Origin of the sequence: Oceanobacillus luteolus, from assembly GCF_042678205.1 — a bacterium.
Lineage (GTDB): Bacteria > Bacillota > Bacilli > Bacillales > Amphibacillaceae > Oceanobacillus > Oceanobacillus luteolus.
The window spans coordinates 1-23,619 of the sequence record NZ_JBHUDE010000145.1; the positions used below are offsets into that span (position 1 = coordinate 1).

Here is a 23,619-nt window from a genome sequence, read left to right on the forward strand (position 1 = left end):
AGGAATATCCCAGAGCGTCCAAGTCATTTGACATATCAACAGGGTGAATTACAAGGAAATAATAGGCGGAAAATGTAGGCCTAAACATAATATACGAGGGGGAGTTAATGGTGCAACGTCAGTTCATCGCACTATTATATGGCTGGATATTTATACTTATCTTCATTTTGGCTTCAAGTTTTATATTAGCATTACTGTTACAATTCACAGATGTAAGTCAATGGATGCTTTCGTGGATTGCATTTGCTGTCGGGTTAATCGGTTTATTTATTGGAGGACTAATAACCGGTATGAAAGGTAAATCAAAAGGATGGATTATTGGTGGGTTAACTGGTTTCGGTTTTTCAGCATTTATCTTCCTTGTCCAATATCTTGGCTATCAAAATGGCTTTTCAATGGAACAATCTCTTCACCACCTAGGTTTCATTTTTGCAGCTGTGTTGGGCGGGATGATAGGGGTCAACTTATTTCAAAAAGATAGTGAGTGATAAATCAAAAAGGTGCCACAGCATCGTAGCACCTTTTTAATTTGGTTATGTAATTTCATTTCGATTAATAAAGCAATAGATCGTCGAACCTATTGCTTTATCAACTTTCTAGATGAATTTATTCCGTCACCGTTTCGCGGATTGCGCTGCGGTCATAAGTCAATTTCGTACCATCTGCAGATTGGATGACAACAGTACCTTCATCAATTGCATGAATGATACCGTGCAGTCCACCAATAGTAACTACTTTATCACCCTTTTGCAAGCTATCTTGCATTTCTCGTACTTGTTTTTGTCTCTTTTGTTGCGGACGAATCAACAAGAAATAAAAAATAACAAACATTAGAATAATAGGCATTAACGCCATTAATGTATCCATCATTTCACCCTCCTTCCATTTCATTCTTAAAAGAGAAGATTTCTTAACTAAAAGTTTTTTGCATCTGGTTTATTAAATCCATATTGCTCAAAAAACTCCTCTTTAAAATCACCAAGTCGATCTTCACGAATAGCTTCACGAACTTGCTCCATCAATTTTACCAAAAAATGCAGGTTATGATAAGTGGTAAGTCTGAATCCAAAAGTTTCATTGCATTTTACTAGGTGGCGGATGTAAGCCCGAGTGTAATTTTTACATACATGACAATCACAATTCTCATCAATAGGTCGGAAATCCCGGGCAAACTTCGCATTTCTTATCACAAGTCTTCCAGTAGAAGTCATGCATGTACCATTTCTAGCGATTCTTGTCGGTAATACACAATCAAACATGTCAACTCCACGAATTGCTCCGTCTATTAAAGAGTCAGGAGATCCAACTCCCATCAGATAACGTGGCTTGTTCGAAGGTAATAAAGGTGTAGTGAATTCTAGCACCCGGTTCATAATCTCCTTTGGTTCCCCTACGGATAGTCCCCCTATCGCATAGCCCGGGAAATCAAGAGAAACTAAATCCGCTGCACTTTGCTTTCGTAAATCTTCAAATTCCCCGCCTTGGACAATTCCAAACAGCCCTTGAACATCGGAACGTTGATGGGCGGCTAAACATCTTTCAGCCCACCTGGAGGTCCGTTCAACGGATTGTTTCATATATTCATGGGTTGCTGGGAAAGGTGGACATTCATCAAATGCCATCATGATGTCAGAACCCAGCGCATTTTGGATTTCCATTGCTTTTTCAGGGGATAAGAATAACTTGTCCCCATTTAAATGATTTCGAAAATGCACCCCTTCTTCAACAATTTCCCGCATATCACTTAAGCTGAATACTTGGAAACCTCCTGAATCGGTTAAGATAGCTCCATCCCAATTCATAAATTTATGCAGGCCTCCTGCTTCCCTAATGATGTCTTCTCCTGGCCTTAGCCATAAGTGATACGTATTGGAGAGAATAATGTTTGCATTCATCTCTTTCAACTCTTCGGGGCTCATCGTTTTAACAGTGGCTAATGTGCCCACCGGCATAAATGTCGGAGTATCGAAAGAACCATGCGGAGTGTGAACTCTCCCAAGTCTAGCTCCTGTTTGCTTATCGGTTTTAATTAATTCATATGTGATTGGTGCCATATTATACTTCCTTTATCTATATAATTATCATTGCATCGCCAAAACTGAAAAAGCGATATTCCTTCTCCACCGCTTGTCTATAAGCTTCCATAACATTATCTTTCCCAGCAAAGGCACTAATTAACATAATCAGCGTGGATTTCGGCAGATGGAAGTTAGTAATCAATCCATCTATTGCACGGAACTTGTATGGAGGATATATAAATATATCGGTCCAACCACTTGCAGAAACGAATTTACCGTCACAGTCCCTTGCAATTGTCTCTAACGTCCTGGTAGAAGTCGTACCAACAGAAATAATTCTACCATCAGATTCTTTCACTTCATTTAAGATAGCAGCTGTTTCTTCGGACATGTGATAAAATTCCGCATGCATTTCATGCTCTTCAACAACATCAGCACTAACCGGCCGAAATGTCCCGAGTCCGACATGAAGTGTAATAAAGGCAATTTTTACTCCTGCCTGCTCCAATTCCTGTAATAATTCCTTAGTAAAGTGCAATCCTGCTGTTGGGGCTGCTGCAGAGCCTTCTTCCTTTGCATATACGGTTTGATATCGATCTTTTTCGGGCAATTGTTCTTTAATATATGGCGGCAAAGGCATTTCACCCAGTTTATCTAATACTTCATAAAAAATGCCTTCATACGAAAATTGCATTATTCTTCCACCATGTTCCTTCATACCTATGCAAACCGCGCGTAACTCACCATTACCAAAGGTCAGCTCAGTACCCACTTTCACTTTTTTGGCGGGCTTCGTTAATACTTCCCATGTATCTTCCTCCTCTTGATGTAAAAGGAGTACTTCCACTTTCGCACCCGTATCTTCCTTTATACCAAACAGCCTTGCCGGAAGCACTTTTGTATTATTTAATACTAAGCAGTCACCTGGTTTGAAATATGACTTAATATCCTTAAATGTCTTATGTTCTGTTTGCCCACTCATCTTGTCCAACACCAGAAGTCTTGACTGAGCTCGATCTTTCAAAGGTGTTTGTGCTATGAGATGTTCTGGTAAATAAAAATCAAAATCCTCTATTTTCATCGCTGTCTCCTTCGCTACTATCGAAATCTGCTTATGAAGTAAAAAACAATTGTAAGTATAATACTAACTACAATGGAAGTCACGATTGGAAAATATACTGTTACATTTCCTGTTTTAAATTGTATATCACCAGGTAGTTTTCCAATAAAACGCCAAAGTAAACCAATAATAATGAACACTATTCCCGTGACAATCAATAACTTCCCGATATTCATCCTCTATCCGTCCTTTGGAATCCAAAATGGTCATATGCTATAGATGTAGCAATTCTTCCTCTAGGAGTTCTTTGAATGAATCCTTGTTGCATTAAATACGGTTCATATACATCTTCAATGGTTTGGGATTCTTCGCCAATTGTGGCAGCAAGCGTATCTAAACCAACTGGTCCTCCATTAAACCGTTCTATAATAGCTTTCAACAATTTATGATCAATATGGTCTAATCCCGCATCATCAACTTGCAACATATTAAGTGCAAGTTTCGTAATTTCCAAACCAATCATCTTTTCCCCTTTTACTTGGGATATATCACGAATTCGTCGAAATAACCGGTTGGCAATACGGGGAGTTCCCCTTGAACGCAACGCAATTTCATTGGCCGCATCTTCGGTGATTGCAGAGTCAAAGATTTCAGCAGTCCGTGCAATTATAGCTGATAAATCTTTCTGCTCGTAATATTCAAGACGACTCAGTACACCAAACCGATCACGCAATGGTGCCGTAAGCAGACCAGAACGTGTCGTCGCCCCAACTAAGGTAAACGGTGGAAGATCTATCCGTACCGAGCGAGCACTTGGACCTGTTCCAATTACGATATCCAGGAAAAAGTCTTCCATTGCTGGGTAAAGCACTTCTTCCACTACTCTAGGTAAACGGTGGACTTCATCAATAAATAGGACATCGCCTGCTTCCAGTGAGGAAAGGATGGCTGCCAAATCCCCGGCCCGTTCAATGGCAGGACCGGAAGTTGTCCGGAAATTAACTCCCATTTCATTCGCGATAATTGCCGCCAATGTGGTCTTCCCAAGTCCAGGTGGTCCATATAATAGAACATGGTCCAACGGTTCGTTTCGCATTTTAGCAGCCTGGATGAAAATTTGCAGATTTTCTTTGACTTTATCTTGACCAATGTATTGCTTTAATGTTTCCGGTCGAAGGCTTTGCTCAAGACCCATATCCTCTTCTTGGATTTCACCTGTTACCATTCGTTCCTCCATGAACAGTCTCCTCCTTTCTTATTTCTGTAATAACAAAGCTAACCCTTTACGAACAATCTCATCTGTATTCGTTAAACCTTCTTTTTTCAATGTTGGTAGGATTTTAGTCAACTCTTTTTCCGTATAACCCAACGCCTTAAGGGCTTCTTTTGCTTCCAGTAATGCTGAATCATCGTTACTATGTATGGTGTCCTCAGGAGTAGTAATATTAAATGTGGTTGAAAGTTTCCCTTTGAGATCTAGAATGATTTGTCTAGCTGTTTTTTTACCTACCCCAGGGAAGGTTGTTAGAAACTTTTCATCTTCACTTTCAACGGCAGCAACAAAAGAAGCGATATCTGCTCCACTTAATATGCCCAACGCTCCTTTAGGGCCAATTCCAGAAACAGAGATGAGTTTTTTGAATAATAACTTCTCATCTTCATTTTTGAATCCATATAACAATTGGGCGTCCTCACGTACATGTAAATAAGTGTGGATGGTCACCTCTTCATTTAATGAATGTTGATAATAGAAGGGGTTAGGACATATCAATTCATAGCCGACTCCTCCAGTTTCAACTACCACACTATCATCCTGTATAACCGTAAGTTTCCCTTTAACATATGCTATCATGAAAGACCTTCTCCTTTGATTTCCTCGTATAACAATACTACCATAAACTGAAAAAATGATTAAACTTCTATCCCGATAATGGAATAGAAGTTTTGATTTTACCCTTCATTCGATTCATCTAAGTTATGGTAAACTTCTTGAACATCCTCGCTATCTTCCAGCATATCAATCAGTTGCTCCAATTTCTCAGCATCTTCTTCGGAAACCGGAGAATAGTTTTGTGGTATAAGTGTTAATTCACTATCAGATATTTCATAAACACTCTCTGTAAAATAGGCTACTACATCAGAAAAGTTATCTGGACTTGTAATGATTTCAAAAGCATCTTCATGAACAATAATATCGTCCGCACCAGCTTCTAGAGCTTCTAGTGTAATTTCATCCTCATCCAATTCACCATTTTCATTAGCGATAATCACGATGCCTTTCCGATCAAACATAAAGGAGACACTGCCGTTTTCGCCAAGATTTCCTCCGTTTTTACTGAAGGCATGCCGCACTTCCCCTGCTGTTCGATTTTTATTATCAGTAAGTGTTTGTACAATAATCGCTACTCCACCAGGTCCGTATCCCTCATACGTGATTTCTTCATAGTTTTTTCCATCCAGGGATCCTGTAGCTTTCTTTATATTACGCTCAATATTATCATTCGGCATGTTATCTGCTTTAGCTTTATCAACTGCTAAACGTAAGGCAGCATTCATGGAAATGTCTCCTCCACCTTGTTTTGCAGCATTATAGATATCTTTTGCGTGACGCATAAAGATTTTACCTCTTTTAGCATCTTGTGCGCCTTTTCTTCTTTTTATATTGTTCCACTTGGAATGACCAGCCATTTGGACATTCTCCTCTCTTGAATTTCTTTTTTTACTATAACAAAAAACAGGGATTGAGAAAAGTGAGGTCCCTCTCGCAGTACAAATATTGGAGTGAATATCATATAAAAAATGAAAGTCTTTTTCATAAAAAAACAACCTCCTTATCGATAGACTAGATAAGGAAGGTTGCTTTAAGCCACTATTTTCATCTTCGGTACATTGGCAAACTTTCCCTTTTATGCTGCGATTTTTCATGCATGCTTTCTATGAGTACTTTGTCTGCTTCAGGGATTGTTTCCCCTTTCAAATATGCATCGATTACAGCATAGGTAATACCCATTTCCATTTCATCTGTTTGCTCTTCCCATAAATCAGCACTTGGCACCTTTTTGATTATTTTTTCGGGTACACCTAACACCTTGGCCATTTCACGTACTTCCGTCTTTGTAAAATCGACAAGCGGTAGAATATCTACTCCTCCGTCCCCATATTTTGTAAAATATCCTGTGTACCATTCTGATGCATTATCTGTTCCTACCACCAAATAATTCCGATGAGCAGCAATCGTATATAATGTGCTCATTCGTAGACGTGCACGTAAATTAGCATTCGCCAATTGATCTTGACCTTGGGAGAAGCTATTATTTTCTTGTAATCCATTTGAGATAGTCTGATACATGTTAGTATGCGTATCTGTCAAATCAATGGTCAACTCTTCGATTCCACATGCCGTTGTTACATCGATTGCATCTTGAATATTTTTTTCACTTGTTTGGATTGGCATAATGACACCTAATGAATTGTCCGGATAGGCTAACTTGATGAGATTTGCAACTACTGCAGAATCCAATCCTCCACTAACACCAACGAGTAAGCCCTTTGCTTTTGCATCTTCCGCTCTTTCCCTTAGCCATTTTACAATTAATTCAATTTGTTCTTCCATGTTGCCCACTCCCTTTCGATGTAAAGTATCTTGTACAATTTTAGCATGGATTGAGATGAATGAAAAATTTACCCAGCCTTATTTTTACTATTCCCAAAAAAAAGAGACGTTTAACGTCTCGGGAGTTTTATCTATTCCTGATCATTTTCTGTCTCTTGGTTATTACTTTCCTCGTCTGTAGGCAACTTTGGCGTAGGATAAAGTTTCTGCTCATTTGTCCTCATACCTGCAGGTGGTTCGGGAAACATTTGTAAGGATGTGTCTCCAAATGGATTACCATTTTCTGTTGGTTGCATGAAAGTATGTGGTGTTATTGGCATTTGTTGAGACTGTTGGAATTCTGGCTGCGACATTTGCGTATTCATAAATGGTTGGAATGCTTGTGGTGCCATTTGCATTTGGCCTGTTTGCTGTGATCCTTGTGTTGGCATTTGCATCTGGCTGAATTGCTGTGATCCTTGTTCCGGCATTTGCATCTGGCTGAATTGCTGCGATCCTTGTGTTGGCATTTGCATCTGACTGAATTGCTGAAACCCTTCTGCGAGCATTTGCATTTGGTCTGTTTGCTGGGAATCTTGTGCGGTCATATTCATATCTCCTGAATCCTGGGAGCCCTGAACAGCCCCTTGCATTTGGGCAGCTTGTGACATATCGCCAAACATTTGATTTTGGATGTATGGATTCATATCTGCTTGGTTATACATTGGTTGGGCCATCATACCCGGAAACATTTGGGCTGGGAATGGTTGATACATCGGTTGATGCATTCCAGCTGCAAAGTATGGGTAAGCATGTGCGTGACCGCCTCCACATCCGCACGGTTTAGGTTCACACGGCATTGGCATATGACATGGACAAGGAAACGTGAACATCGGCATCACTGGTGGATAACAAGGATATTCCATAGGTGGAGGTGTAAATGCTGGTTGTTGAACTGGTGGCATCGATTCTTGTGGTGCTTTTGGTTGTTGTTTTGGTTGCTCTTTAGGTTGGACTTTTGTTTTTGGTTGGACAGTCTCCTTCTTCTTGGGTGCTGGTTTTAATTCTGGTAGGGTTAAAGCTGGATACTCTTTATACTTATTATCCATTTTAGGCAGCATTTTGCTCTGTTGTGAAGGAGCTGTAGGCATTTTAGGAAGTTCTACTATTTCTTTTTTTGGTTGCTGGATCTCTTTCTTCGGGGCAGGTGCTTGCTTAGGCTGCGTCTTTTTTGATACTTGAGCTTTGTCTCCTTGCTTTACTTTCTTCGTATGAGTAGGTATTCTTATTTTCATACCAGGCATTATCATATCCGGGCTTGCCAAATGTGAATTCAGCTCTATTAATTCTTCAAAATCCACACCATATTTCTTGGCGATTTCCCATAACGTATCTCCTTTTTGAACAATGTGTATTTTCAAAAAGATCCTTCCTTTCTAGAAAACAATCTGGGCTAATTACTCTATATCAACATATGCAACCTAATTGCAAAAGTTAACCTCAATGGACAAATAAATCTAAAATGCTTCTATAGGATAGGATGCTTTTGGAGAAACATGAGTATCGGATCCATTAAAAAAACACTGCTATCCCTCATGAATAGCAGTGTTTGTTTAAATATCCATATGATATACAGGATAAGTCCCTAAAACATCAACTTCACAACCTAATGCTTCAAGTTCCCCTTTTACTCCCGGGAATAACGCATCGTCATAAGCTTGATTTACATCAATGATAAAGAAATAGTTCCCTAAGCCTGTCTTTGTTGGGCGGGATTCAATTTTAGACAAGTTCATCTTTCGCCAAGCAAATGCGGAAAGGATTTGATGAAGTGCTCCAGGCTGATCGCTTGGCAGTGTAATTTTCAAGGTTGTTTTATCAAGTTGAACAGAGTGCTTAATGTTTACCAGTTCTCTATTCTTAGTAAGTACAATAAACCTTGTGTGATTATTAGCATAATCATGTATATTGCGCTGTAAGATATGAAGTCCATACTCTTCGGCTGCTAGACTGTTTCCAATCGCGGCAATTGATTCCTTACTGGCAGCGACTATCTCTGCAGCTCGACCTGTTGAAGTCGTATATTGTAGTTTTGCTCCAGTCATATTCTTATGAATATAACGATGACATTGAGCTATCGCATGACTATGCGAATGAACCTCTTTAATATCTGCCAATTCACCTGAGAAGTCCCGTCTCACTAATAAGTGCTGTTGAATTGGTACAACTATTTCCGCAACAACTGGTAACGTGACTTCATGGATCAAATAATCAACTGTCAGCTGTACCGTACCTTCAATTGCATTTTCAATAGGCACTACCGCTATGTCGATCTTGTCAGCAGCTACTGCATCGATGCATTCAGGAATGGTTTTGTAGCTTATTTTTTCTTCATTATTAAATGTAGTATCTACCGCTAATTTAGTAAATGTTCCTTTTGGTCCCAAATATCCAATCTTTGTCAAGATGTTCCCCCCAACCTGTCTCTATTCAATAAATTCAAATTCTAAATCTAGTAAGTGAATTGTATCGCCGTCTTTAGCTCCACGTTTTCGCAGTGCTTCATCGACTCCCATTCCCCGCAGCTGTCTAGCAAATCTTTGTTGTGACTCTTCTCGAGTGAAATCCGTCATCTTAAACAACTTCTCAAGCTTTTCACCATGAAGAACAAATGAACCATCCGGATTACGGGTAATACGGAAATCATCTTCTTTTTTATGATGGCGATATACTACCGTTTCTTCTTTTTCCTCTATATTTGGTTTGATTCTTGGAATGGAGTCCAATTTATCTGCGATTGCAAAGATAAGCTCTTTCAACCCTTGTCTAGTTATTGCAGATATTTCAAAAACGTCGATATCTTCACCTAGTTTATCTTTAAAGTGCGGAAGATTTTCTTGGGCTTCCGGCATTTCCATTTTATTTGCCACAATAATTTGCGGGAGAGTAACCAACCTCTCATTATATGTTTTTAGCTCTTCATTGATCGTCATGTAATCCTCATAAGGATCACGTCCATCAATTGCAGCCATATCGATGACATGAACAATTAATCGGGTGCGCTCGATATGACGCAGGAATTGATGCCCAAGGCCAACTCCCTCACTTGCTCCTTCAATCAGACCTGGTAAATCAGCCATCACGAAGCTGCGATCGTCACCAGTATCGACCACACCTAAATTTGGTGCAAGTGTAGTGAAATGATAGTCTGCTATCTTGGGTTTAGCCGCACTGACAACAGATAATAAGGTTGATTTACCTACACTTGGAAAACCTACTAACCCTACATCCGCAATGACTTTCAATTCAATTCTGATGTTCCTCTCTTCTCCTGGTTCGCCATTTTCAGCAATTTCAGGTGCAGGATTTCTCGGAGTGGCAAAGCGGATATTACCTCTTCCACCTCTACCGCCTTTAACGATGACTGCCTGTTGCTGATGTTCCGTCAAATCAGCAATCACTTCCTCCGTATCTTCATCGATAACGACTGTTCCTGGTGGAACTTTGAGGATAAGTGGTTCTGAATTCTTCCCATGCATGGATTTACTCATACCATTTTCTCCGCGCTTCCCTTTAAAATGCCGTTTATAGCGGAAGTCCATCAGTGTATTTAAACCTTCATCAACTTCAAAAATGATATCAGATCCATTACCACCGTCTCCACCTGCTGGTCCTCCCATAGGTACATATTTTTCTCTACGGAATGCAACAAGACCATTACCGCCATCTCCTGCTTTTACATAAACACTTACCTGATCAACGAACATTCTTCTCACCTCTCAACTTGTACGCACTTGAAAACTGTAAACTCGATTTTTTGGTTGTTGTACAACTTTTATTCCTTCTAAAGAAATAAATTCTCTCGTTTGAATTTCACTTTCACCAATATTAATCGAAACTTCAACTATACAATCATGTTCTTCTTCCGTTAGGGTTATTTGAACGGTATATAACTCTTCTTCGCTGGATATATTCTTAACATCCTGCATAATTTGTTCAAGTTTATCCTTTATATGCATATCCGCAGCATTCAAACTTAATTTATTGACATCAACCTCATATGAAAGTTGGAATTGTTCGTATCTCTTCCTGAATTCAAAAAACCACAGAACAACATGTGGAATATCAAGTTTAAAAAGGTCCCGTTCATTATCAATATAATCGAAGAGTTTACTCATATTAGCTTCTACTTTTTCCAATTTCCCCATTTTAACATAACCATGAATAATTTGTAGATGGTTAAGTAAATCATGCCGATACAATTGAATCAAGTTTACAACCTCTTTAGCTTCCATCGTCAACCCCCTATTAATATAGAAAGTATAGCAGAAACTTGTCGATAGTTCACCAATTTATCTTTCAATTACAATAAAAAACTCCAGCCTTTATTTGGCTGGAGTCATATTAGCATATCGATTATGCTTCTTGAGCAACAGGATAAACGCTGACTTTCTTACGGTCACGGCCATAGCGTTCAAATCTAACAACACCATCTACTTTTGCGTATAGTGTATCATCTGAACCAATACCTACGTTGTCACCTGGATAGATTTTTGTACCGCGTTGACGATAAAGAATGGAACCGCCAGTTACAAATTGTCCATCTGCACGTTTTGCACCTAGACGTTTCGATTCAGAATCACGTCCATTACGAGTACTACCCGCACCTTTTTTCTGAGCAAAGAACTGTAAATCAATACGTAGCATTTCGTGCACCTCCTTAACTTTCCTTGATTTTAAGAAATTCACCATATTCCATTTCAATGGATTTCAAGGAAACAAGCATTCCTTCAAGTAATAGGTTTGCCTTTTCCAAATCGTCGCTATTAGAAAGCAATGGAGGAAGGGTGACTTTTAAGTATCCCCCTTCTCCTCCTTGCTCAATCTGTAAATCAATTTCCGTCAATTCCAAAACTGCGTTGACTGCTCCAATCGAAACACCCGAAACAGCAGCGCAAACTAAATCAAAGCCATACGGCCCACTGTCTGCATGTCCAGACATTTCAATGGAATACAACCATTCACTTTTACGTTTTACAGTAACTTGGATCAAGATAATCGACCTTTAAGCATTGATTTTTTCAATTACTAATTTCGTATAAGGTTGTCTATGACCTTGTGTACGATGGTAATTCTTTCTGCGTTTGAATTTGAATACTCTAATTTTCTTTTGACGTCCTTGTTTTTCGACTTTAGCCGTAACAGTTACACCGTCAACATATGGAGCTCCGACTTTAACATCATCGCCACCAACAAATAGTACTTTTTCAAACGTTACAGTTTCATTCGGCTCTGCAGAAATTTTTTCTACGTAAATTTCTTGACCTTCTTCCACTCTAACTTGTTTACCACCTGTTTCGATAATTGCGTACATGACTTGCACCTCCTGATCACTAAGACTCGCCATGCAGGTACTATAAAAGTTTATTTACAAACCTGGTCTGAGCGGTTGTAGCACTGGTGCTACGTTTGAATAACGAATTGATAATATCATATATTAAAGTAATGTGTCAAGGGGTTGTACAAGTTTTCTACCAATCTTTTAAAACAGTTCATTAATTTGATTCGCGTACCGCTTTTCGTGAAAGTATGCGTGTAAGCAATCCGCTTCATCAATTCGTTTCGTTTCATTGCTTTTATCATTCAAAATGATCGTATGTTTCTTATCTCTTTTAAAATGGCTGAATACCTCCATCAATGTCTGATGCCCAGACAAATATAAAGGTTCCATCTTCTGCACTGTATGATTTCCCCTATATCGGGCCATTAAAAACCTCATAAATATATAGAAGCGTCGTTTCCATTCCATCCGATTTTCAAGAAAAAGAAAGAGCATAAGCAATGCAAATGTTAAAGTAAAAGGAAAGAAAAACAAGTGGCCGATAGCAAAAGAAAGGCAGAGTACGAGAGATAATAAAAAAATCATATCTAATGCTTTTTTAAAAGGCATTAGATATGAAAACAATTGGAAGAGGATTTTCCCTCCATCTAAAGGCCAAATAGGTAATAAATTAAATAATAAGATGATGGTATTATACCATATTGCCGTCTGGAAAATAACATCTGGAATAAATCCAAATTGTAGAAGTAGATGAAGTAAAGCAAATATAAAGAAATGTTGCAGCGGACCTGCTAGTGTAACTAATACTTCTTCCTTAATCGACCGATTCCCATGTTCCTCCGTCTCCATTACGCCACCGAAAACCCAAAGCATAATTCTTCTTATTCGCCAACCAAAGAATCGAGCCATTAAATAATGGCCCATTTCATGAATAAAGACAATAATAAATATGATCAGCATTTCGATAAACGTACCTGTAATTATAGAAATAGCAATAAATAAAATGAGTATCGGGTGCACATGGATTGGAGGCAATATGTTACGTACCATCATCAACCTCAATTACTTGTAGAGGGTCGAGAAAAGTATTATTTTTTTCCAATGAAAAATAAACCGCTTCATTATCCTCGGTCGGATTAAACTTTCCTATTCGTTGGTTAGCAGTTACGTACTGATATAGGTGTACGTCGAAATCTGTTAAATTCCCATAACTTGAATTGGTCCCGTCCGCATGCTGAACGACAATCGTCTTACCGGTATCTGGGTATTTCCCTGCAAAGACCACTACTCCTTCATGATGAGATACAACATCGACTTCTTTTCCAGGTGAAATTTTTACTCCTTTGCCATTGACTTGGAAAGTCTCAATAATGTCACCATTAACTGGAATGACAGCTTCTTCAACTTCGTTTGCCCGGTGGTTGATCTGAGGTGAAAATGCCAATGGGCTGCCAAAAATTTCTTGATACCATACATTTACTTTTGCAAAAGGAAATTCATTTTGCAATAATTGGCTAGCAATTTCTTGAGGTTTGGAAAATGCAGCATGGTTCGTGTTCATTAACAAAGCCACAGAAAAAAATAAAATTCCTGCCAGAATCGCTTTCATCATTAGTGCAGTGGAGAGTTCTTTGTTCGCTTTTTCTTTAAAGACATAGCTGTTGATTTCTGGTGGATATCCATGTTTTTCTTCCATGCTGTCAAAGATTCCACTATCCTGCTTTATACCAGGTTGCGGATAATTCCTATCCTTTTTTCTTTGTTCAATTGCCTTTCTAACCCGCTTAATATCCCTACTCATCACTCTCACCGTCTTTCCTATATTCCATACAAATATATGAAAGCCAGTCCGAGCTTATGAATGGATATTTTTCAATTGGATATGTGGCAGCTCCACTTTAGTCCGCAGTCCAAATACCTCTCGCTTTCAGCAGGCGTCCCGTGAGCAGCCTCGATAAAAGATTAGATATCGCGAATATAAGCAATTTCATAAGAAAAAATAAAAAACCGATACGGATAATAGTATCGGTTTTCATAGATTAGTATTATATTAAGTAAAATAAATCCTAAGAACGAATACCAAAGAATCTTTTAACTCTCTCTAAGACACCTTTTTCATCTTCAAGTGACTGTAAAGGAACATTTTCACCTAATATTCTTCTCGCAATATTACGATAAGCAATGGAAGCTTTTGAGTTAGGATTCAATACGACGGGCTCACCAGTATTTGAACCTTTAATAACCTCTTCATCATCCACGACAATTCCAATGAGATCGATGGATAACAATTGAACTATTTCATCAACATCCATCATATCTCCATTTTTCATCATATTGGTACGGATTCGATTAATTATGAGACGTGGCGTTTCGGTCATGTCTTCTTGTTCCAATAGACCGATAATTCGATCTGCATCACGGACGCTGGATTTTTCAGGATTTGTAACTACGATGGCGCGATCCGCCCCTGCAATTGCATTTTGAAAACCTTGCTCTATACCTGCAGGACAATCGATAATAATGTAGTCATATTCCTGTTTTAATTCCGTCACAATATTCTTCATACCTTCCACCGTAACAGCAGACTTGTCACTCGTTTGCGCTGCTGGTAATAATGCAAGTGAATCAAAACGTTTATCACGGATTAAAGCTTGATTCAAACGACAACGTCCTTCCACGACATCGACGATATCATAAATGATCCGATTTTCCAATCCCATAATAACATCCAGATTTCTAAGTCCGATATCTGTATCGATTAAACATACTTTTTTCTCCATTAAAGCTAAGGCAGTACCTATATTAGCGGTTGTCGTCGTTTTACCAACGCCACCTTTACCGGATGTAATTACAATAGCTTCACCCATTTTGCATTCTCCTTTCGAATCCACTTATTTCCTGTCGTTTCTGTGAAAGAAGCTGTAACGAATCAATGATGATTTTATCTTCTTTTTCATCAATAATTCCGCATTCCATATAAACCCCGTCCGATTCATAATCTGGTGCACGGCTAATATAATCAGCGATCCTCAGCTGTGTCGGCTTCAAATAGGATGCTGCGATGAATGTGTTTCTATCTCCTTGGTATCCTGCATGAGCAATTCCATATAATTTTCCTAAAATATAAATGTTGCCGGTCGCCATAACCTTACCGCCAGGATTTACATCACCAATAAGCAATAGATGTCCCTTTACTTTCAGGATTTGACCGGAACGGACAATCCGGTTATTTATTTTAATTTCACTTTCCTCGCGCAATCGTAATGCTTCTTCACGGTGCATGACATTGGTTTCAATTCCTTCAACTTTAAAAAAATTATCTTCTTCAATCAAATCACGTAATTTTTCTCTTTTTTCGCGATCAAGATAACGATTACCAGATTGCACGTTTACAGAGACAGCTTGACCGTTATTATTTTGTTGTGTGGATATTAATTTATCTTTTAACTCAGATAGGGCTTCTTGAAAAGGTACCTCATCATCAATTATCAATGTAATACCTTCTCTATTTCCCTTTATTGTAATTAATGGTTTTTTCTCTTGCGTCAAGTTAATCACCTCTCCCAGAGAGCCCACATTGTCTCGTTCAATTAATTTCCTTGCTCTAATTGCTCTTCACTCCAGCGTATAAGTCTTTTCTTAAATATTGGAAATAGAAAAAGTAAAAATAATAGATTCGCGGCTAAGGTTGGTAATAATCTTCTCAACAAGTAATCCTGCCAAACCATATCCGTAATCCCTACCACTGAGTACATAATGTAAATTAAGAAGTCTGCCATAACGAAAGCGATCACACCAAGTAATAATAAAACATAAAAGTTTCGGTACAGTAAGTTCCTGAGACGATTCATTACATATACCACAAAACCATAAGAGAACATGTAAACTCCAAGGATTCCTGTATAGATGACATCGATGAATAACCCAAAGATAAAGGCATAGATAACGGAATAATATGTATCGTCTTCATCGTAATAAACTGTAATATACACAAGAAAAGCCAGGACCCAGTGAGCGATAATGAGATAATCGCTTAAAACAATCTCTTTAGGTAATAGATTAATTGCTAGACCTTCTAAAATTACGAGGACAAGTAGGATGAGAGGTATGTAAGCCTTTTTCATTCCTCATTGTCCCCCTCTGTTTCATCATCTACAACATCACCAAGGTCTTCAACTTGTTCAACTGAACGATCGAGTATGATGACATTATTAATGTCATACAGATCTGCAGATGGTTCAACTAAAGCAATTTGAGTCAACCCATATTGATCTGATGTCACTTCCTTAACTGTGCCTATTGGTACTCCCGCTGGAAATACTCCTCCCATACCAGAAGATAACACTAAGTCACCTTCCTCCAAATCTTTCTCAGATTCTTCAATGATACGGAAAAGCAATGAATTTGTTTCTTCATCGAATCCTTCTATCATACCAAAAATATTTCGGGCATCTTCACGAGATACCATGGCAGATATTCGATTGAATTGATCAAAACCAGTCACAAGCTTAACTCTGGATGTGTAATTACTTGCAGATTGAATTTTACCAATCATTCCATCCGCAGTCATTACTAGCATGTTTGCCTGCACGCCATGTTTTTTTCCTTTGTTAATAGTCACTTGTTCCAACCAACGTTCTGGGGAACGAGCAATAACAATAGCTTGGATTGCTTCATGACTACGTATTGAATCAGACTCTAATAAGTTAAGGACGTCACGTAATTCCTCATTTTCTTTTCTTACTTCTTGAACTTCATAAACAAGACTTCTATATTGACTGAGTTGCTCTTTAAGAATTTGATTTTCTTCATATGTGTCTTTAAATTCTTGTATATTTGATACAACATCAACTGTAAAGTTCACTGGAATATGTACAGCAGATTGTATCCAGCCCACAGTATCATTAATCAATTCTTCTGCGAACGTTATATTTAAACGCTCCCTATAAGTATAACCTACTAACATGACGAGCAGGATAAAGCCAATTAAAAAGATAAATAATCGTTTATTTCGAAAAAAACGCATGAAAACACCTACTTAATTTTTTGAAGATGACGTGGATACGTTGGCGTTACGGAAATGTTGAATATAATCAATCGATTTCCCTGTACCAATTGCCACACAATCCAAAGGTTCATCAGCGATAAAAACTGGTATTTTCGTTTCATCACTAATTACTTTATCAATATTCTTTAACAAAGCTCCTCCACCAGTAAGGATGATTCCTCTATCCATGATATCTGCAGCAAGTTCAGGAGGAGTTTTTTCCAAGGTACTCTTCACTGCTTCAACAATCGATTCAACAGTTTCATTCAATGCTGTGGAAATCTCTTTCGACGTGACTGTAATGGTTTTTGGTAATCCAGTCAATAAATCTCGTCCTCTTATATCTAATTCACTGTCTTCAGTCACTTCTCCTGCTGTTCCAATATCTAATTTAATAGATTCTGCTGACCGCTCACCGATCAACAAGCTATATTCTTTTCTAATATAATTTATAATCGCTTCATCCATATCATCACCAGCAACCCTGATAGAACGACTCGTTACAACCCCTCCAAGGGATATCACTGCTACTTCGGTTGTACCTCCACCAATGTCGACAATCATGCTACCAGTAGGCTCCCATACCGGAAGGCCGGCACCAATGGCTGCCGCAAACGGCTCAGAAATTGCAAAAGCCTCTCGTGCTCCTGCTTGTTTTGTCGCATCAATAACTGCACGTTCTTCAACCATCGTTATTCCCGATGGAACACAAATCATGACATTTGGTTTTTTTGCAAAGATGGAACGTCTACGCATTGCTTTTTTTATATAATAATTCATCATAGATGCTGTTGTGTCATAATCAGCAATTACCCCGTCTTTCATTGGACGGATCACAGAGATGTTTCCAGGTGTACGGCCGATCATATTGCGAGCATGACTTCCTACAGCTTCAATGTTACCCGTTTCTATATTTTTCGCCACTACAGATGGCTCTCTTACGACGATACCTTTCCCTTTAAGAAATACCAATGTATTGGCAGTACCTAAGTCGATACCTAAATCCTGCGATAAACTAAACTTTGCCAAGCGAATCTCCCTCTCCGTTCACAATTTCTCATATGTATTTAACTATATCTATTTCTTAAACCTGTTGCAAACAATCATTACAATGCGATGTATCACTACTGACAGACGCCTGCCAGATAGATCTACCCTCTCTTGTAATTCTCCTTCTATTTAACGAGGATTACAAACCCAAAGGATAAATAGTTTCTGTGCATAAAGGATTGCTTGGGACTCAAAGATAATAAGCGCCACTTTCATTTCTTGATAGAAAAATGGCGCTTGGTAAACCCAATTCATCCAGTGGACGTATAGATCCCTCCACTGGATGATTGTTGAGCAGAAGCAAGAATTAATATCCTATATACTACTCCCATAAACAAAGAAGATTCCCCTTGTTTAATGCAACAGTAAACGGACAAATTTAGCCTAGTATGCAATCCTTATAATATTATACGAAAAAAACGATAAAATAGATAGTATTATAAATATCCTTTTTCCTTCAAAGATACAAATTTACGATTGCCAATAATAATATGGTCTAAAACTTCAATTCCCATTATCTTACCGGAGTCTACCAATCTTTTCGTAACATGAATATCCTCTTGGGAGGGTGAGGGGTCACCGGAGGGATGATTATGTGCCACAATAATTGAAGCAGCCGAACGTTTAACAGCTTCACGGAACACTTCTCGAGGATGTACGATAGAGGCATTCAAACTACCTACAAAGATAGTCTGTCGATGAATTACCCGGTTCTTCGTATCAAGAAATAAAACAACAAAGTGTTCTTGTTTTAGTACCCGCATTTCTTCCATGACATAATTAGCTCCGTCATCCGGTGAACGAATGACATAATATTCATCTGGTTTATATTGACTCATTCTTTTTCCAAGTTCTATTGCCGCTAAAATTTGAACGCCTTTGGCACGGCCGATGCCTTTAATCGCTGTTAATTCCTCTATTGTGGCATCCTGCAGCAACTTTAAGCCTTCAAAATGCATAAGAACCCTATTAGCAAGAGTCATAACAGATTCTGCCTTCGAGCCACTGCCAAGTAATATTGCCAATATCTCCTGATTGCTGAGATGATTTGTACCGAGACGTATTGCACGTTCCCTTGGTCTATCCTCCTTCGGTACGTCCTTGATCATTATTTTCATTTTGTTATCCTCCTTTCTGGCTCCCACTTTACGAGCTTCATGATAAAAATACAAATCGCTATTTCCCTATTCTCTGTTTAATATGGTTTGCAATAATTTAAAAACCACTCGACAATCCATTACTAATCGAGTGGTCTTTATATTGAGTTATTTACTTTTCTCCACATTATAAATTCTCGTACGCATACATTAATTCAAGTAGAAGTACATCAATATTATCATTATCTTCTTTCAATATTTGTACAACATTTTCTATTGAGCTCACAGAGGGGGCATTATCTGACAAGGCTAATAATTCGTTTTGGTCCTTAGCATCTACAGCATTGACCCATGTATCTTGAAATTGTTCCAACCATTGGAGAGCCTCAGCAGAGAGATCAATTTCCACATTTGTTGTCTCCCATGACTTAAAAAACACATCGTTTCCATCCTCCTGTAACTCTTTTACTTTTTTTCTGGCTCCTTCTTCTGTAGCAAAAACTCCAATAAAAAGGAAGTATTGTCCATCCCGCTCCCAAATAAAAGCAGGTTCTCCATTACCTTCATACAGCGACTTCCATTCATCCGCATTTCCTTGTTCTTGGAACACCCCGGCTTGAAGAACATAGGCAGATAAATTTGGTAATTGTTCTTTTGATCCCACCTCTACTGGTGGAGTGGCTGCAGAATTAACTGGATTCGGGTCCGACACTTCTTGTGCCTGCTCACTTTCCATTCCGACGAATAACTGAAGTAATAACATCCCAAGTACAGTACCAATTACGCCAGCAGAAGCAATGGTAATTAATATCGGAGTTAGCCAGTTATTTTTTTTCTTTTTCAGAGGTTTCGGCTGATAATAAACCGGTATAGAATCTACTTGCCGCTCACTTTTCACCGTGTTCCCATCTTCAACAACGAGATAGGAATGCTTGTGGGTGGTCTTATCTTTATGAGCTAAATTTTCTTCCCCTTTTGGTTTTCCTTTATTGTCTGACATGATTTCACTCCCTGCTAGAATTCCTTTGTTTCACTCTAGCATATAGAGAATGAAAAACTAGAAGAAATTTGTCATATCAATATTAAAAATCCTCTACATAAAATTACACGTTCTCCAGAAAATAGCGACGAGCTTCTGTTATGAAATGTAGCGAACCTGTAATAAAATAAATTTTTTCGTCTGCAATAATGTGATCAAAAACATCTATATAGTCTGTATTGATTTTTTTAACATTCGAAAAATGTTCAACCTCAATTTGAAACGGATTCCAGGCACGAGGGTGGTCAAATGAAGTAAGAGTTATATAGTCAAAATAACCATTTAACAAATGCAGCATCTCTTCTGTTGCTTTATCTTGAAACATCGCTACAATCACATGTTTTTCGGCATCAGGATAATGTTTTTGGACGGTATGGAGAAAAGCTTTTATACCATCAGGATTATGTGCCGCGTCTACAACAACGGTGGGTTTTCTATGTACACACTCGAAACGGCCTGGAAGCTCTGTCTTTTCCATTGCATCTATCGCTTGTAGCCAATCAAGATTATAATCCAATTCCTCTAATAATTTTAAAGTTTGTAGCGCGAGGGAAACATTGCTATATTGATGAACCCCTTTCATCATTAAATTAACAGAATGCTTCCCATCCCCGCTTTTCCAGATTATTTTTCCTCCATTTTTCTCAAAATAAAAATCTTCTCCAAGCCGATAAATCGGAGCTTGATTATTCCGAGCCTCTTCGACAATGACTGATAAAGGACCATTTTCTATTTTGCCCAAAATCACAGGGGAATGTTGTTTAATAATCCCAGCTTTGTGATAAGCGATTTCTTCTCTCGTGGCCCCCAAGTAGTCTGTATGATCAAGTGCAATATTTGTAATAATCGACAATATCGGATGAAAACTGTTCGTTGTGTCGAAGCGTCCACCCATTCCCGTCTCCACGAGAATAATTTCCCCATTTTCCGCAAAATAGCTGAAAGCAACTGCAGTGAGAACTTCAAATTCTGTAGGCCCATTTCCGACCTTATCCATCTCTGAAACATAAGGATATACTTTATTTAATATGGAGATAAGTTCAGATTCTGGAATCATCTTGTCGTCTAATAAAATATGGCCACGTAAACCATGGAAGCTTGGTGAAGTAAAAACTCCAACCTGATAATGATTAGCCATTAAAGCAGCTTTTATAAAATGAAGCGTTGATCCTTTACCATTTGTTCCTGCAAGATGGATCGCTGTCATTTTTTCTTCAGGATTTCCAAGTTTATTCAACAATCCATGAATCCTTTCCAGACCTGGCTTCATCCCTAATCGTTGCCGCTGCTTGAAAAACAATTCTACCTCCTGTAGTGTAGAAAACATAGAAACACCGCTTTCGTCATTTTATCATGGTGTAATGATCCGTATATTATTGCTTGAAAAAATTTGTGAGATTACGGAAGATGCACCTAGGGTTTATTCATTACATGTTCCATGAAGAATGGATACTCATAGAACGAAAACTTCATTTTATGTGAACAATTATAGCAGAAAGGACAGGAACAATTGAAGACAACAGGTTGGATCATCTATAACGGTAATTTACCAGGAAATAAATTTCTAGATTATGCTGAAATGCTGCAAGCTGCAGCTAATAAACTTCAAAGTAACGCACATCTATTTAAAAACAACGAACTAATGAGTGTGCTATCTACATCGACATTAGATTTACTGTCTATAGATAAAAAGCCTGATTATGTTGTTTTTACGGATAAAGACATTTATCTTGCGAGACAATTGGAGTACTTAAATATACCTGTATTCAATTCAGCGCATGCCATTGCTACAAGTGATGATAAAATCGCCACTTATCAAGAACTTGCTCGAAAGAAACTACCTATTCCGAAGACAATCATTGCGCCGAAAATTTTCATAGAAGGAAGTTTTCCGGACTTTTTGATCGACCAAACAATCAAAGAATTGGGTCTACCACTAGTCATCAAAGAAGCTTTTGGTTCCTTTGGAGAACAAGTCTATCTTGTCCATACAAGAGAGGAATTGGTGGAGATAATCCAAACAATTGGAAACAAACCATTTGTTTTCCAAGAATTTATATCAACCAGTTATGGAGTGGACATCCGACTACAAGTGGTTGGCAATGAAGTCGTTGCTGGAATGCAGCGGAAATCCCTTGACGATTTCCGAGCAAATATAACTGCTGGTGGAACAATGCAGCCTTATGAAGCGACGCAAGAAGAGAAAAAGATTGCAATTGAAGCCACCAAAGCTATTGGGGCAAACTTTGCTGGTGTGGACCTTTTATTTGGTAAAGACGGTCCTCTCATATGTGAAGTCAATTCCAACGCACATATCCGCAACCTACTTGATTGCACAAAGATCAATGCTGCTGATTTTATTATGTCATTTATAATGAAACAACTAAGTGCTTAGAATCCAGGTGATTAAATGTTACAAGCATGGTTAATTTACAATAAAGAAGGTTCAAATATAAATCACTCCTATATATCTTGGTTTATTGAAGAAGCTAATAAAAAATCCATAGATATGAAGCTAATTATCCGAGAAAATTTAGCAATCGGAATAAGGAATAACCAGAAAGTACTGCTTCTAAATGGAAAAGAGGTCGCTGCTCCCGATATTGCAGTCGTACGCACAATCGATCCCTTATTAAGCTCGCACCTTGAAGATATGGGAATCTGTGTCTTTAACTCTGCGACTGTTGCAAGAATTTGCAATCATAAAGGTCTTACACATCACGAAGTCCAAAAACTGGCTATCCCAATGATGGATACATATTTTTATACGTTGGAAACATTACCTAAGCTCCCTCCATTACCCTTCCCTTTCGTTGTCAAAAACGTCCAAGGAAAGGGCGGTAAAGAAGTATTTTTCATTACTGATGAGGTTGATTGGATAGATAAGAGAAGTAATTTTTCACAAGAGATCATTATCCAGACAACCGACGTACAAATCGGTAAAGATCTGCGCGTTTACGTACTAGGTAAAAAAATAATAGCTGCAGTTTTAAGAGAAAGTAAAAATGATTATCGAGCAAATTATACGTTGGGAGGAAATATCTCCCTTTATACGCTCAATGACCGCGAACGTGAACTGATTGAGCGTATTTATCATCATTTTGACTTTGATTTAGTCGGTATTGATTTCTTAATCGGAAAGAGTGGCGATTTGTTATTTAATGAAATAGAAGATATCGTTGGTTCACGGATGTTAAGTAAGCTTACAGATATAAACTTGTTGGAAAAGTATACGGAACATATTTTGGAGAAATGGAAAAAACAGAACCCCGGGAGTGTAAAATAAACTGTGTAAGTGAGAGAGCGTACGGCTCTTGCTTCGCAGTTTATTTTTTTATTGTTAGAATAAACATATAAGATTGGGAGGTTATTCTA

General features: G+C 38.3%; 28 protein-coding genes and 1 other annotated feature. Of the genes, 3 read left to right on the plus strand and 25 right to left on the minus strand.

The window, feature by feature from the left end:
• Nucleotides 1–107: 107 nt before the first annotated feature.
• Entirely contained in the window at nt 108–488 is a 381-nt protein-coding gene (locus ACFSBH_RS15500; protein ID WP_251517430.1) for a TIGR04086 family membrane protein, read from the plus strand.
• A gap of 118 nt (nt 489–606) precedes the next feature.
• On the opposite strand, the gene yajC is transcribed toward ACFSBH_RS15500, so the two are convergent.
• The 25 genes from yajC to ACFSBH_RS15625 form a co-directional block, all read right to left on the minus strand.
• Nucleotides 607–867: a preprotein translocase subunit YajC gene (yajC, locus tag ACFSBH_RS15505; protein ID WP_251517427.1), complete on the minus strand. Its 261-nt coding sequence runs from the start codon at nt 865–867 to the stop codon at nt 607–609.
• A gap of 47 nt (nt 868–914) precedes the next feature.
• Complete coding sequence (gene tgt, locus ACFSBH_RS15510) at nt 915–2,054, minus strand: tRNA guanosine(34) transglycosylase Tgt (protein WP_251517424.1); 1,140 nt, start codon at nt 2,052–2,054, stop codon at nt 915–917.
• A 16-nt stretch (nt 2,055–2,070) separates the two neighbouring features.
• Complete coding sequence (gene queA, locus ACFSBH_RS15515; protein ID WP_379598453.1) at nt 2,071–3,099, minus strand: tRNA preQ1(34) S-adenosylmethionine ribosyltransferase-isomerase QueA; 1,029 nt, start codon at nt 3,097–3,099, stop codon at nt 2,071–2,073.
• A gap of 17 nt (nt 3,100–3,116) precedes the next feature.
• A complete protein-coding gene (locus ACFSBH_RS15520) occupies nt 3,117–3,314 on the minus strand; it encodes a DUF2905 domain-containing protein (protein WP_251517418.1) in 198 nt (65 codons plus the stop codon).
• Nucleotides 3,311–4,315 (minus strand): Holliday junction branch migration DNA helicase RuvB, encoded by a 1,005-nt coding sequence (gene ruvB / locus ACFSBH_RS15525; protein ID WP_251517415.1) that lies wholly within the window; start codon nt 4,313–4,315, stop codon nt 3,311–3,313. The genes ACFSBH_RS15520 and ruvB overlap by 4 nt, the downstream gene beginning before the upstream one ends.
• 18 nt (nt 4,316–4,333) lie before the next feature.
• Nucleotides 4,334–4,930: a Holliday junction branch migration protein RuvA gene (ruvA, locus tag ACFSBH_RS15530; protein ID WP_251517412.1), complete on the minus strand. Its 597-nt coding sequence runs from the start codon at nt 4,928–4,930 to the stop codon at nt 4,334–4,336.
• Nucleotides 4,931–5,028: 98 nt separating this feature from the next.
• The gene (locus ACFSBH_RS15535; RefSeq protein ID WP_379598456.1) at nt 5,029–5,766 is read right to left on the minus strand and encodes a YebC/PmpR family DNA-binding transcriptional regulator; all 738 of its coding nucleotides are present in this window, start codon (nt 5,764–5,766) and stop codon (nt 5,029–5,031) included.
• A gap of 187 nt (nt 5,767–5,953) precedes the next feature.
• Entirely contained in the window at nt 5,954–6,691 is a 738-nt protein-coding gene (nadE, locus tag ACFSBH_RS15540) for an NAD(+) synthase (protein ID WP_251517406.1), read from the minus strand.
• 131 nt (nt 6,692–6,822) lie between these two features.
• Nucleotides 6,823–8,091 (minus strand): LysM peptidoglycan-binding domain-containing protein, encoded by a 1,269-nt coding sequence (locus ACFSBH_RS15545; RefSeq protein WP_379598459.1) that lies wholly within the window; start codon nt 8,089–8,091, stop codon nt 6,823–6,825.
• A 192-nt stretch (nt 8,092–8,283) separates the two neighbouring features.
• Complete coding sequence (gene pheA, locus ACFSBH_RS15550) at nt 8,284–9,135, minus strand: prephenate dehydratase (RefSeq protein WP_251517305.1); 852 nt, start codon at nt 9,133–9,135, stop codon at nt 8,284–8,286.
• A 21-nt stretch (nt 9,136–9,156) separates the two neighbouring features.
• Nucleotides 9,157–10,437, minus strand: coding sequence for a GTPase ObgE (obgE, locus tag ACFSBH_RS15555; protein WP_251517304.1), 1,281 nt, complete (start codon nt 10,435–10,437; stop codon nt 9,157–9,159).
• Between the two features lie 12 nt (nt 10,438–10,449).
• Nucleotides 10,450–10,965 carry a Spo0B domain-containing protein gene (locus ACFSBH_RS15560; RefSeq protein WP_251517303.1) on the minus strand — a complete coding sequence of 172 codons (516 nt, stop codon included), beginning with the start codon at nt 10,963–10,965 and terminating at the stop codon, nt 10,450–10,452.
• 121 nt (nt 10,966–11,086) lie between these two features.
• Nucleotides 11,087–11,377, minus strand: a complete 291-nt coding sequence (gene rpmA, locus ACFSBH_RS15565) for a 50S ribosomal protein L27 (protein WP_251517302.1) — start codon at nt 11,375–11,377, stop codon at nt 11,087–11,089.
• A gap of 13 nt (nt 11,378–11,390) precedes the next feature.
• On the minus strand, nt 11,391–11,723 hold the full coding sequence (locus ACFSBH_RS15570) for a ribosomal-processing cysteine protease Prp (RefSeq protein WP_251517301.1): 333 nt from the start codon (nt 11,721–11,723) through the stop codon (nt 11,391–11,393).
• A 12-nt stretch (nt 11,724–11,735) separates the two neighbouring features.
• Nucleotides 11,736–12,044 carry a 50S ribosomal protein L21 gene (rplU, locus tag ACFSBH_RS15575; protein ID WP_251517300.1) on the minus strand — a complete coding sequence of 103 codons (309 nt, stop codon included), beginning with the start codon at nt 12,042–12,044 and terminating at the stop codon, nt 11,736–11,738.
• 12 nt (nt 12,045–12,056) lie between these two features.
• Nucleotides 12,057–12,131 (minus strand) — a sequence feature (ribosomal protein L21 leader region).
• An 81-nt stretch (nt 12,132–12,212) separates the two neighbouring features.
• On the minus strand, nt 12,213–13,061 hold the full coding sequence (locus ACFSBH_RS15580) for a M50 family metallopeptidase (RefSeq protein ID WP_379598464.1): 849 nt from the start codon (nt 13,059–13,061) through the stop codon (nt 12,213–12,215).
• Nucleotides 13,051–13,812, minus strand: a complete 762-nt coding sequence (locus ACFSBH_RS15585) for a M23 family metallopeptidase (protein WP_251517298.1) — start codon at nt 13,810–13,812, stop codon at nt 13,051–13,053. Before ACFSBH_RS15585 ends, ACFSBH_RS15580 begins: the two co-directional genes overlap by 11 nt.
• Nucleotides 13,813–14,077: 265 nt before the next feature.
• Entirely contained in the window at nt 14,078–14,878 is an 801-nt protein-coding gene (minD, locus tag ACFSBH_RS15590; protein ID WP_251517297.1) for a septum site-determining protein MinD, read from the minus strand.
• Nucleotides 14,871–15,560, minus strand: coding sequence for a septum site-determining protein MinC (gene minC, locus ACFSBH_RS15595; protein ID WP_251517296.1), 690 nt, complete (start codon nt 15,558–15,560; stop codon nt 14,871–14,873). The genes minD and minC overlap by 8 nt, the downstream gene beginning before the upstream one ends.
• 41 nt (nt 15,561–15,601) lie before the next feature.
• Complete coding sequence (gene mreD / locus ACFSBH_RS15600) at nt 15,602–16,135, minus strand: rod shape-determining protein MreD (RefSeq protein ID WP_251517295.1); 534 nt, start codon at nt 16,133–16,135, stop codon at nt 15,602–15,604.
• Complete coding sequence (gene mreC, locus ACFSBH_RS15605) at nt 16,132–17,037, minus strand: rod shape-determining protein MreC (protein WP_251517293.1); 906 nt, start codon at nt 17,035–17,037, stop codon at nt 16,132–16,134. Before mreC ends, mreD begins: the two co-directional genes overlap by 4 nt.
• Before the next feature lie 12 nt (nt 17,038–17,049).
• Nucleotides 17,050–18,087: a rod shape-determining protein gene (locus tag ACFSBH_RS15610; protein WP_251517292.1), complete on the minus strand. Its 1,038-nt coding sequence runs from the start codon at nt 18,085–18,087 to the stop codon at nt 17,050–17,052.
• 458 nt (nt 18,088–18,545) lie between these two features.
• Nucleotides 18,546–19,226, minus strand: a complete 681-nt coding sequence (gene radC / locus ACFSBH_RS15615; RefSeq protein WP_251517291.1) for a RadC family protein — start codon at nt 19,224–19,226, stop codon at nt 18,546–18,548.
• 166 nt (nt 19,227–19,392) lie between these two features.
• Nucleotides 19,393–20,205, minus strand: a complete 813-nt coding sequence (locus ACFSBH_RS15620; RefSeq protein ID WP_251517290.1) for an SPOR domain-containing protein — start codon at nt 20,203–20,205, stop codon at nt 19,393–19,395.
• Between the two features lie 103 nt (nt 20,206–20,308).
• Nucleotides 20,309–21,544, minus strand: a complete 1,236-nt coding sequence (locus tag ACFSBH_RS15625) for a bifunctional folylpolyglutamate synthase/dihydrofolate synthase (protein ID WP_251517288.1) — start codon at nt 21,542–21,544, stop codon at nt 20,309–20,311.
• 210 nt (nt 21,545–21,754) lie between these two features.
• Between ACFSBH_RS15625 and ACFSBH_RS15630 the strand changes: the two genes are divergently transcribed.
• Complete coding sequence (locus tag ACFSBH_RS15630) at nt 21,755–22,639, plus strand: ATP-grasp domain-containing protein (RefSeq protein WP_379598470.1); 885 nt, start codon at nt 21,755–21,757, stop codon at nt 22,637–22,639.
• Nucleotides 22,640–22,654: 15 nt separating this feature from the next.
• The gene (locus ACFSBH_RS15635) at nt 22,655–23,530 is read left to right on the plus strand and encodes an ATP-grasp domain-containing protein (protein ID WP_379598472.1); all 876 of its coding nucleotides are present in this window, start codon (nt 22,655–22,657) and stop codon (nt 23,528–23,530) included.
• Nucleotides 23,531–23,619: the final 89 nt, after the last annotated feature.

Bases quoted from the DNA above. Each gene is read 5' to 3' on its own strand.
- nadE (WP_251517406.1), bottom strand. From the start codon at position 6,691: ATGGAAGAACAAATTGAATTAATTGTAAAATGGCTAAGGGAAAGAGCG.
- yajC (WP_251517427.1), bottom strand. From the start codon at position 867: ATGGATACATTAATGGCGTTAATGCCTATTATTCTAATGTTTGTTATT.
- mreD (WP_251517295.1), bottom strand. From the start codon at position 16,135: ATGAAAAAGGCTTACATACCTCTCATCCTACTTGTCCTCGTAATTTTA.
- tgt (WP_251517424.1), bottom strand. From the start codon at position 2,054: ATGGCACCAATCACATATGAATTAATTAAAACCGATAAGCAAACAGGA.
- obgE (WP_251517304.1), bottom strand. From the start codon at position 10,437: ATGTTCGTTGATCAGGTAAGTGTTTATGTAAAAGCAGGAGATGGCGGT.
- ruvB (WP_251517415.1), bottom strand. From the start codon at position 4,315: ATGGAGGAACGAATGGTAACAGGTGAAATCCAAGAAGAGGATATGGGT.
- ACFSBH_RS15520 (WP_251517418.1), bottom strand. From the start codon at position 3,314: ATGAATATCGGGAAGTTATTGATTGTCACGGGAATAGTGTTCATTATT.
- ACFSBH_RS15585 (WP_251517298.1), bottom strand. From the start codon at position 13,812: ATGAGTAGGGATATTAAGCGGGTTAGAAAGGCAATTGAACAAAGAAAA.
- queA (WP_379598453.1), bottom strand. From the start codon at position 3,099: ATGAAAATAGAGGATTTTGATTTTTATTTACCAGAACATCTCATAGCA.
- mreC (WP_251517293.1), bottom strand. From the start codon at position 17,037: ATGCGTTTTTTTCGAAATAAACGATTATTTATCTTTTTAATTGGCTTT.
- ACFSBH_RS15535 (WP_379598456.1), bottom strand. From the start codon at position 5,766: ATGGCTGGTCATTCCAAGTGGAACAATATAAAAAGAAGAAAAGGCGCA.
- ACFSBH_RS15620 (WP_251517290.1), bottom strand. From the start codon at position 20,205: ATGTCAGACAATAAAGGAAAACCAAAAGGGGAAGAAAATTTAGCTCAT.
- ACFSBH_RS15635 (WP_379598472.1), top strand. From the start codon at position 22,655: ATGTTACAAGCATGGTTAATTTACAATAAAGAAGGTTCAAATATAAAT.
- minD (WP_251517297.1), bottom strand. From the start codon at position 14,878: ATGGGTGAAGCTATTGTAATTACATCCGGTAAAGGTGGCGTTGGTAAA.
- rpmA (WP_251517302.1), bottom strand. From the start codon at position 11,377: ATGCTACGTATTGATTTACAGTTCTTTGCTCAGAAAAAAGGTGCGGGT.
- ACFSBH_RS15560 (WP_251517303.1), bottom strand. From the start codon at position 10,965: ATGGAAGCTAAAGAGGTTGTAAACTTGATTCAATTGTATCGGCATGAT.
- ACFSBH_RS15500 (WP_251517430.1), top strand. From the start codon at position 108: ATGGTGCAACGTCAGTTCATCGCACTATTATATGGCTGGATATTTATA.
- rplU (WP_251517300.1), bottom strand. From the start codon at position 12,044: ATGTACGCAATTATCGAAACAGGTGGTAAACAAGTTAGAGTGGAAGAA.
- ACFSBH_RS15580 (WP_379598464.1), bottom strand. From the start codon at position 13,061: ATGGTACGTAACATATTGCCTCCAATCCATGTGCACCCGATACTCATT.
- radC (WP_251517291.1), bottom strand. From the start codon at position 19,226: ATGAAAATAATGATCAAGGACGTACCGAAGGAGGATAGACCAAGGGAA.
- ruvA (WP_251517412.1), bottom strand. From the start codon at position 4,930: ATGATAGCATATGTTAAAGGGAAACTTACGGTTATACAGGATGATAGT.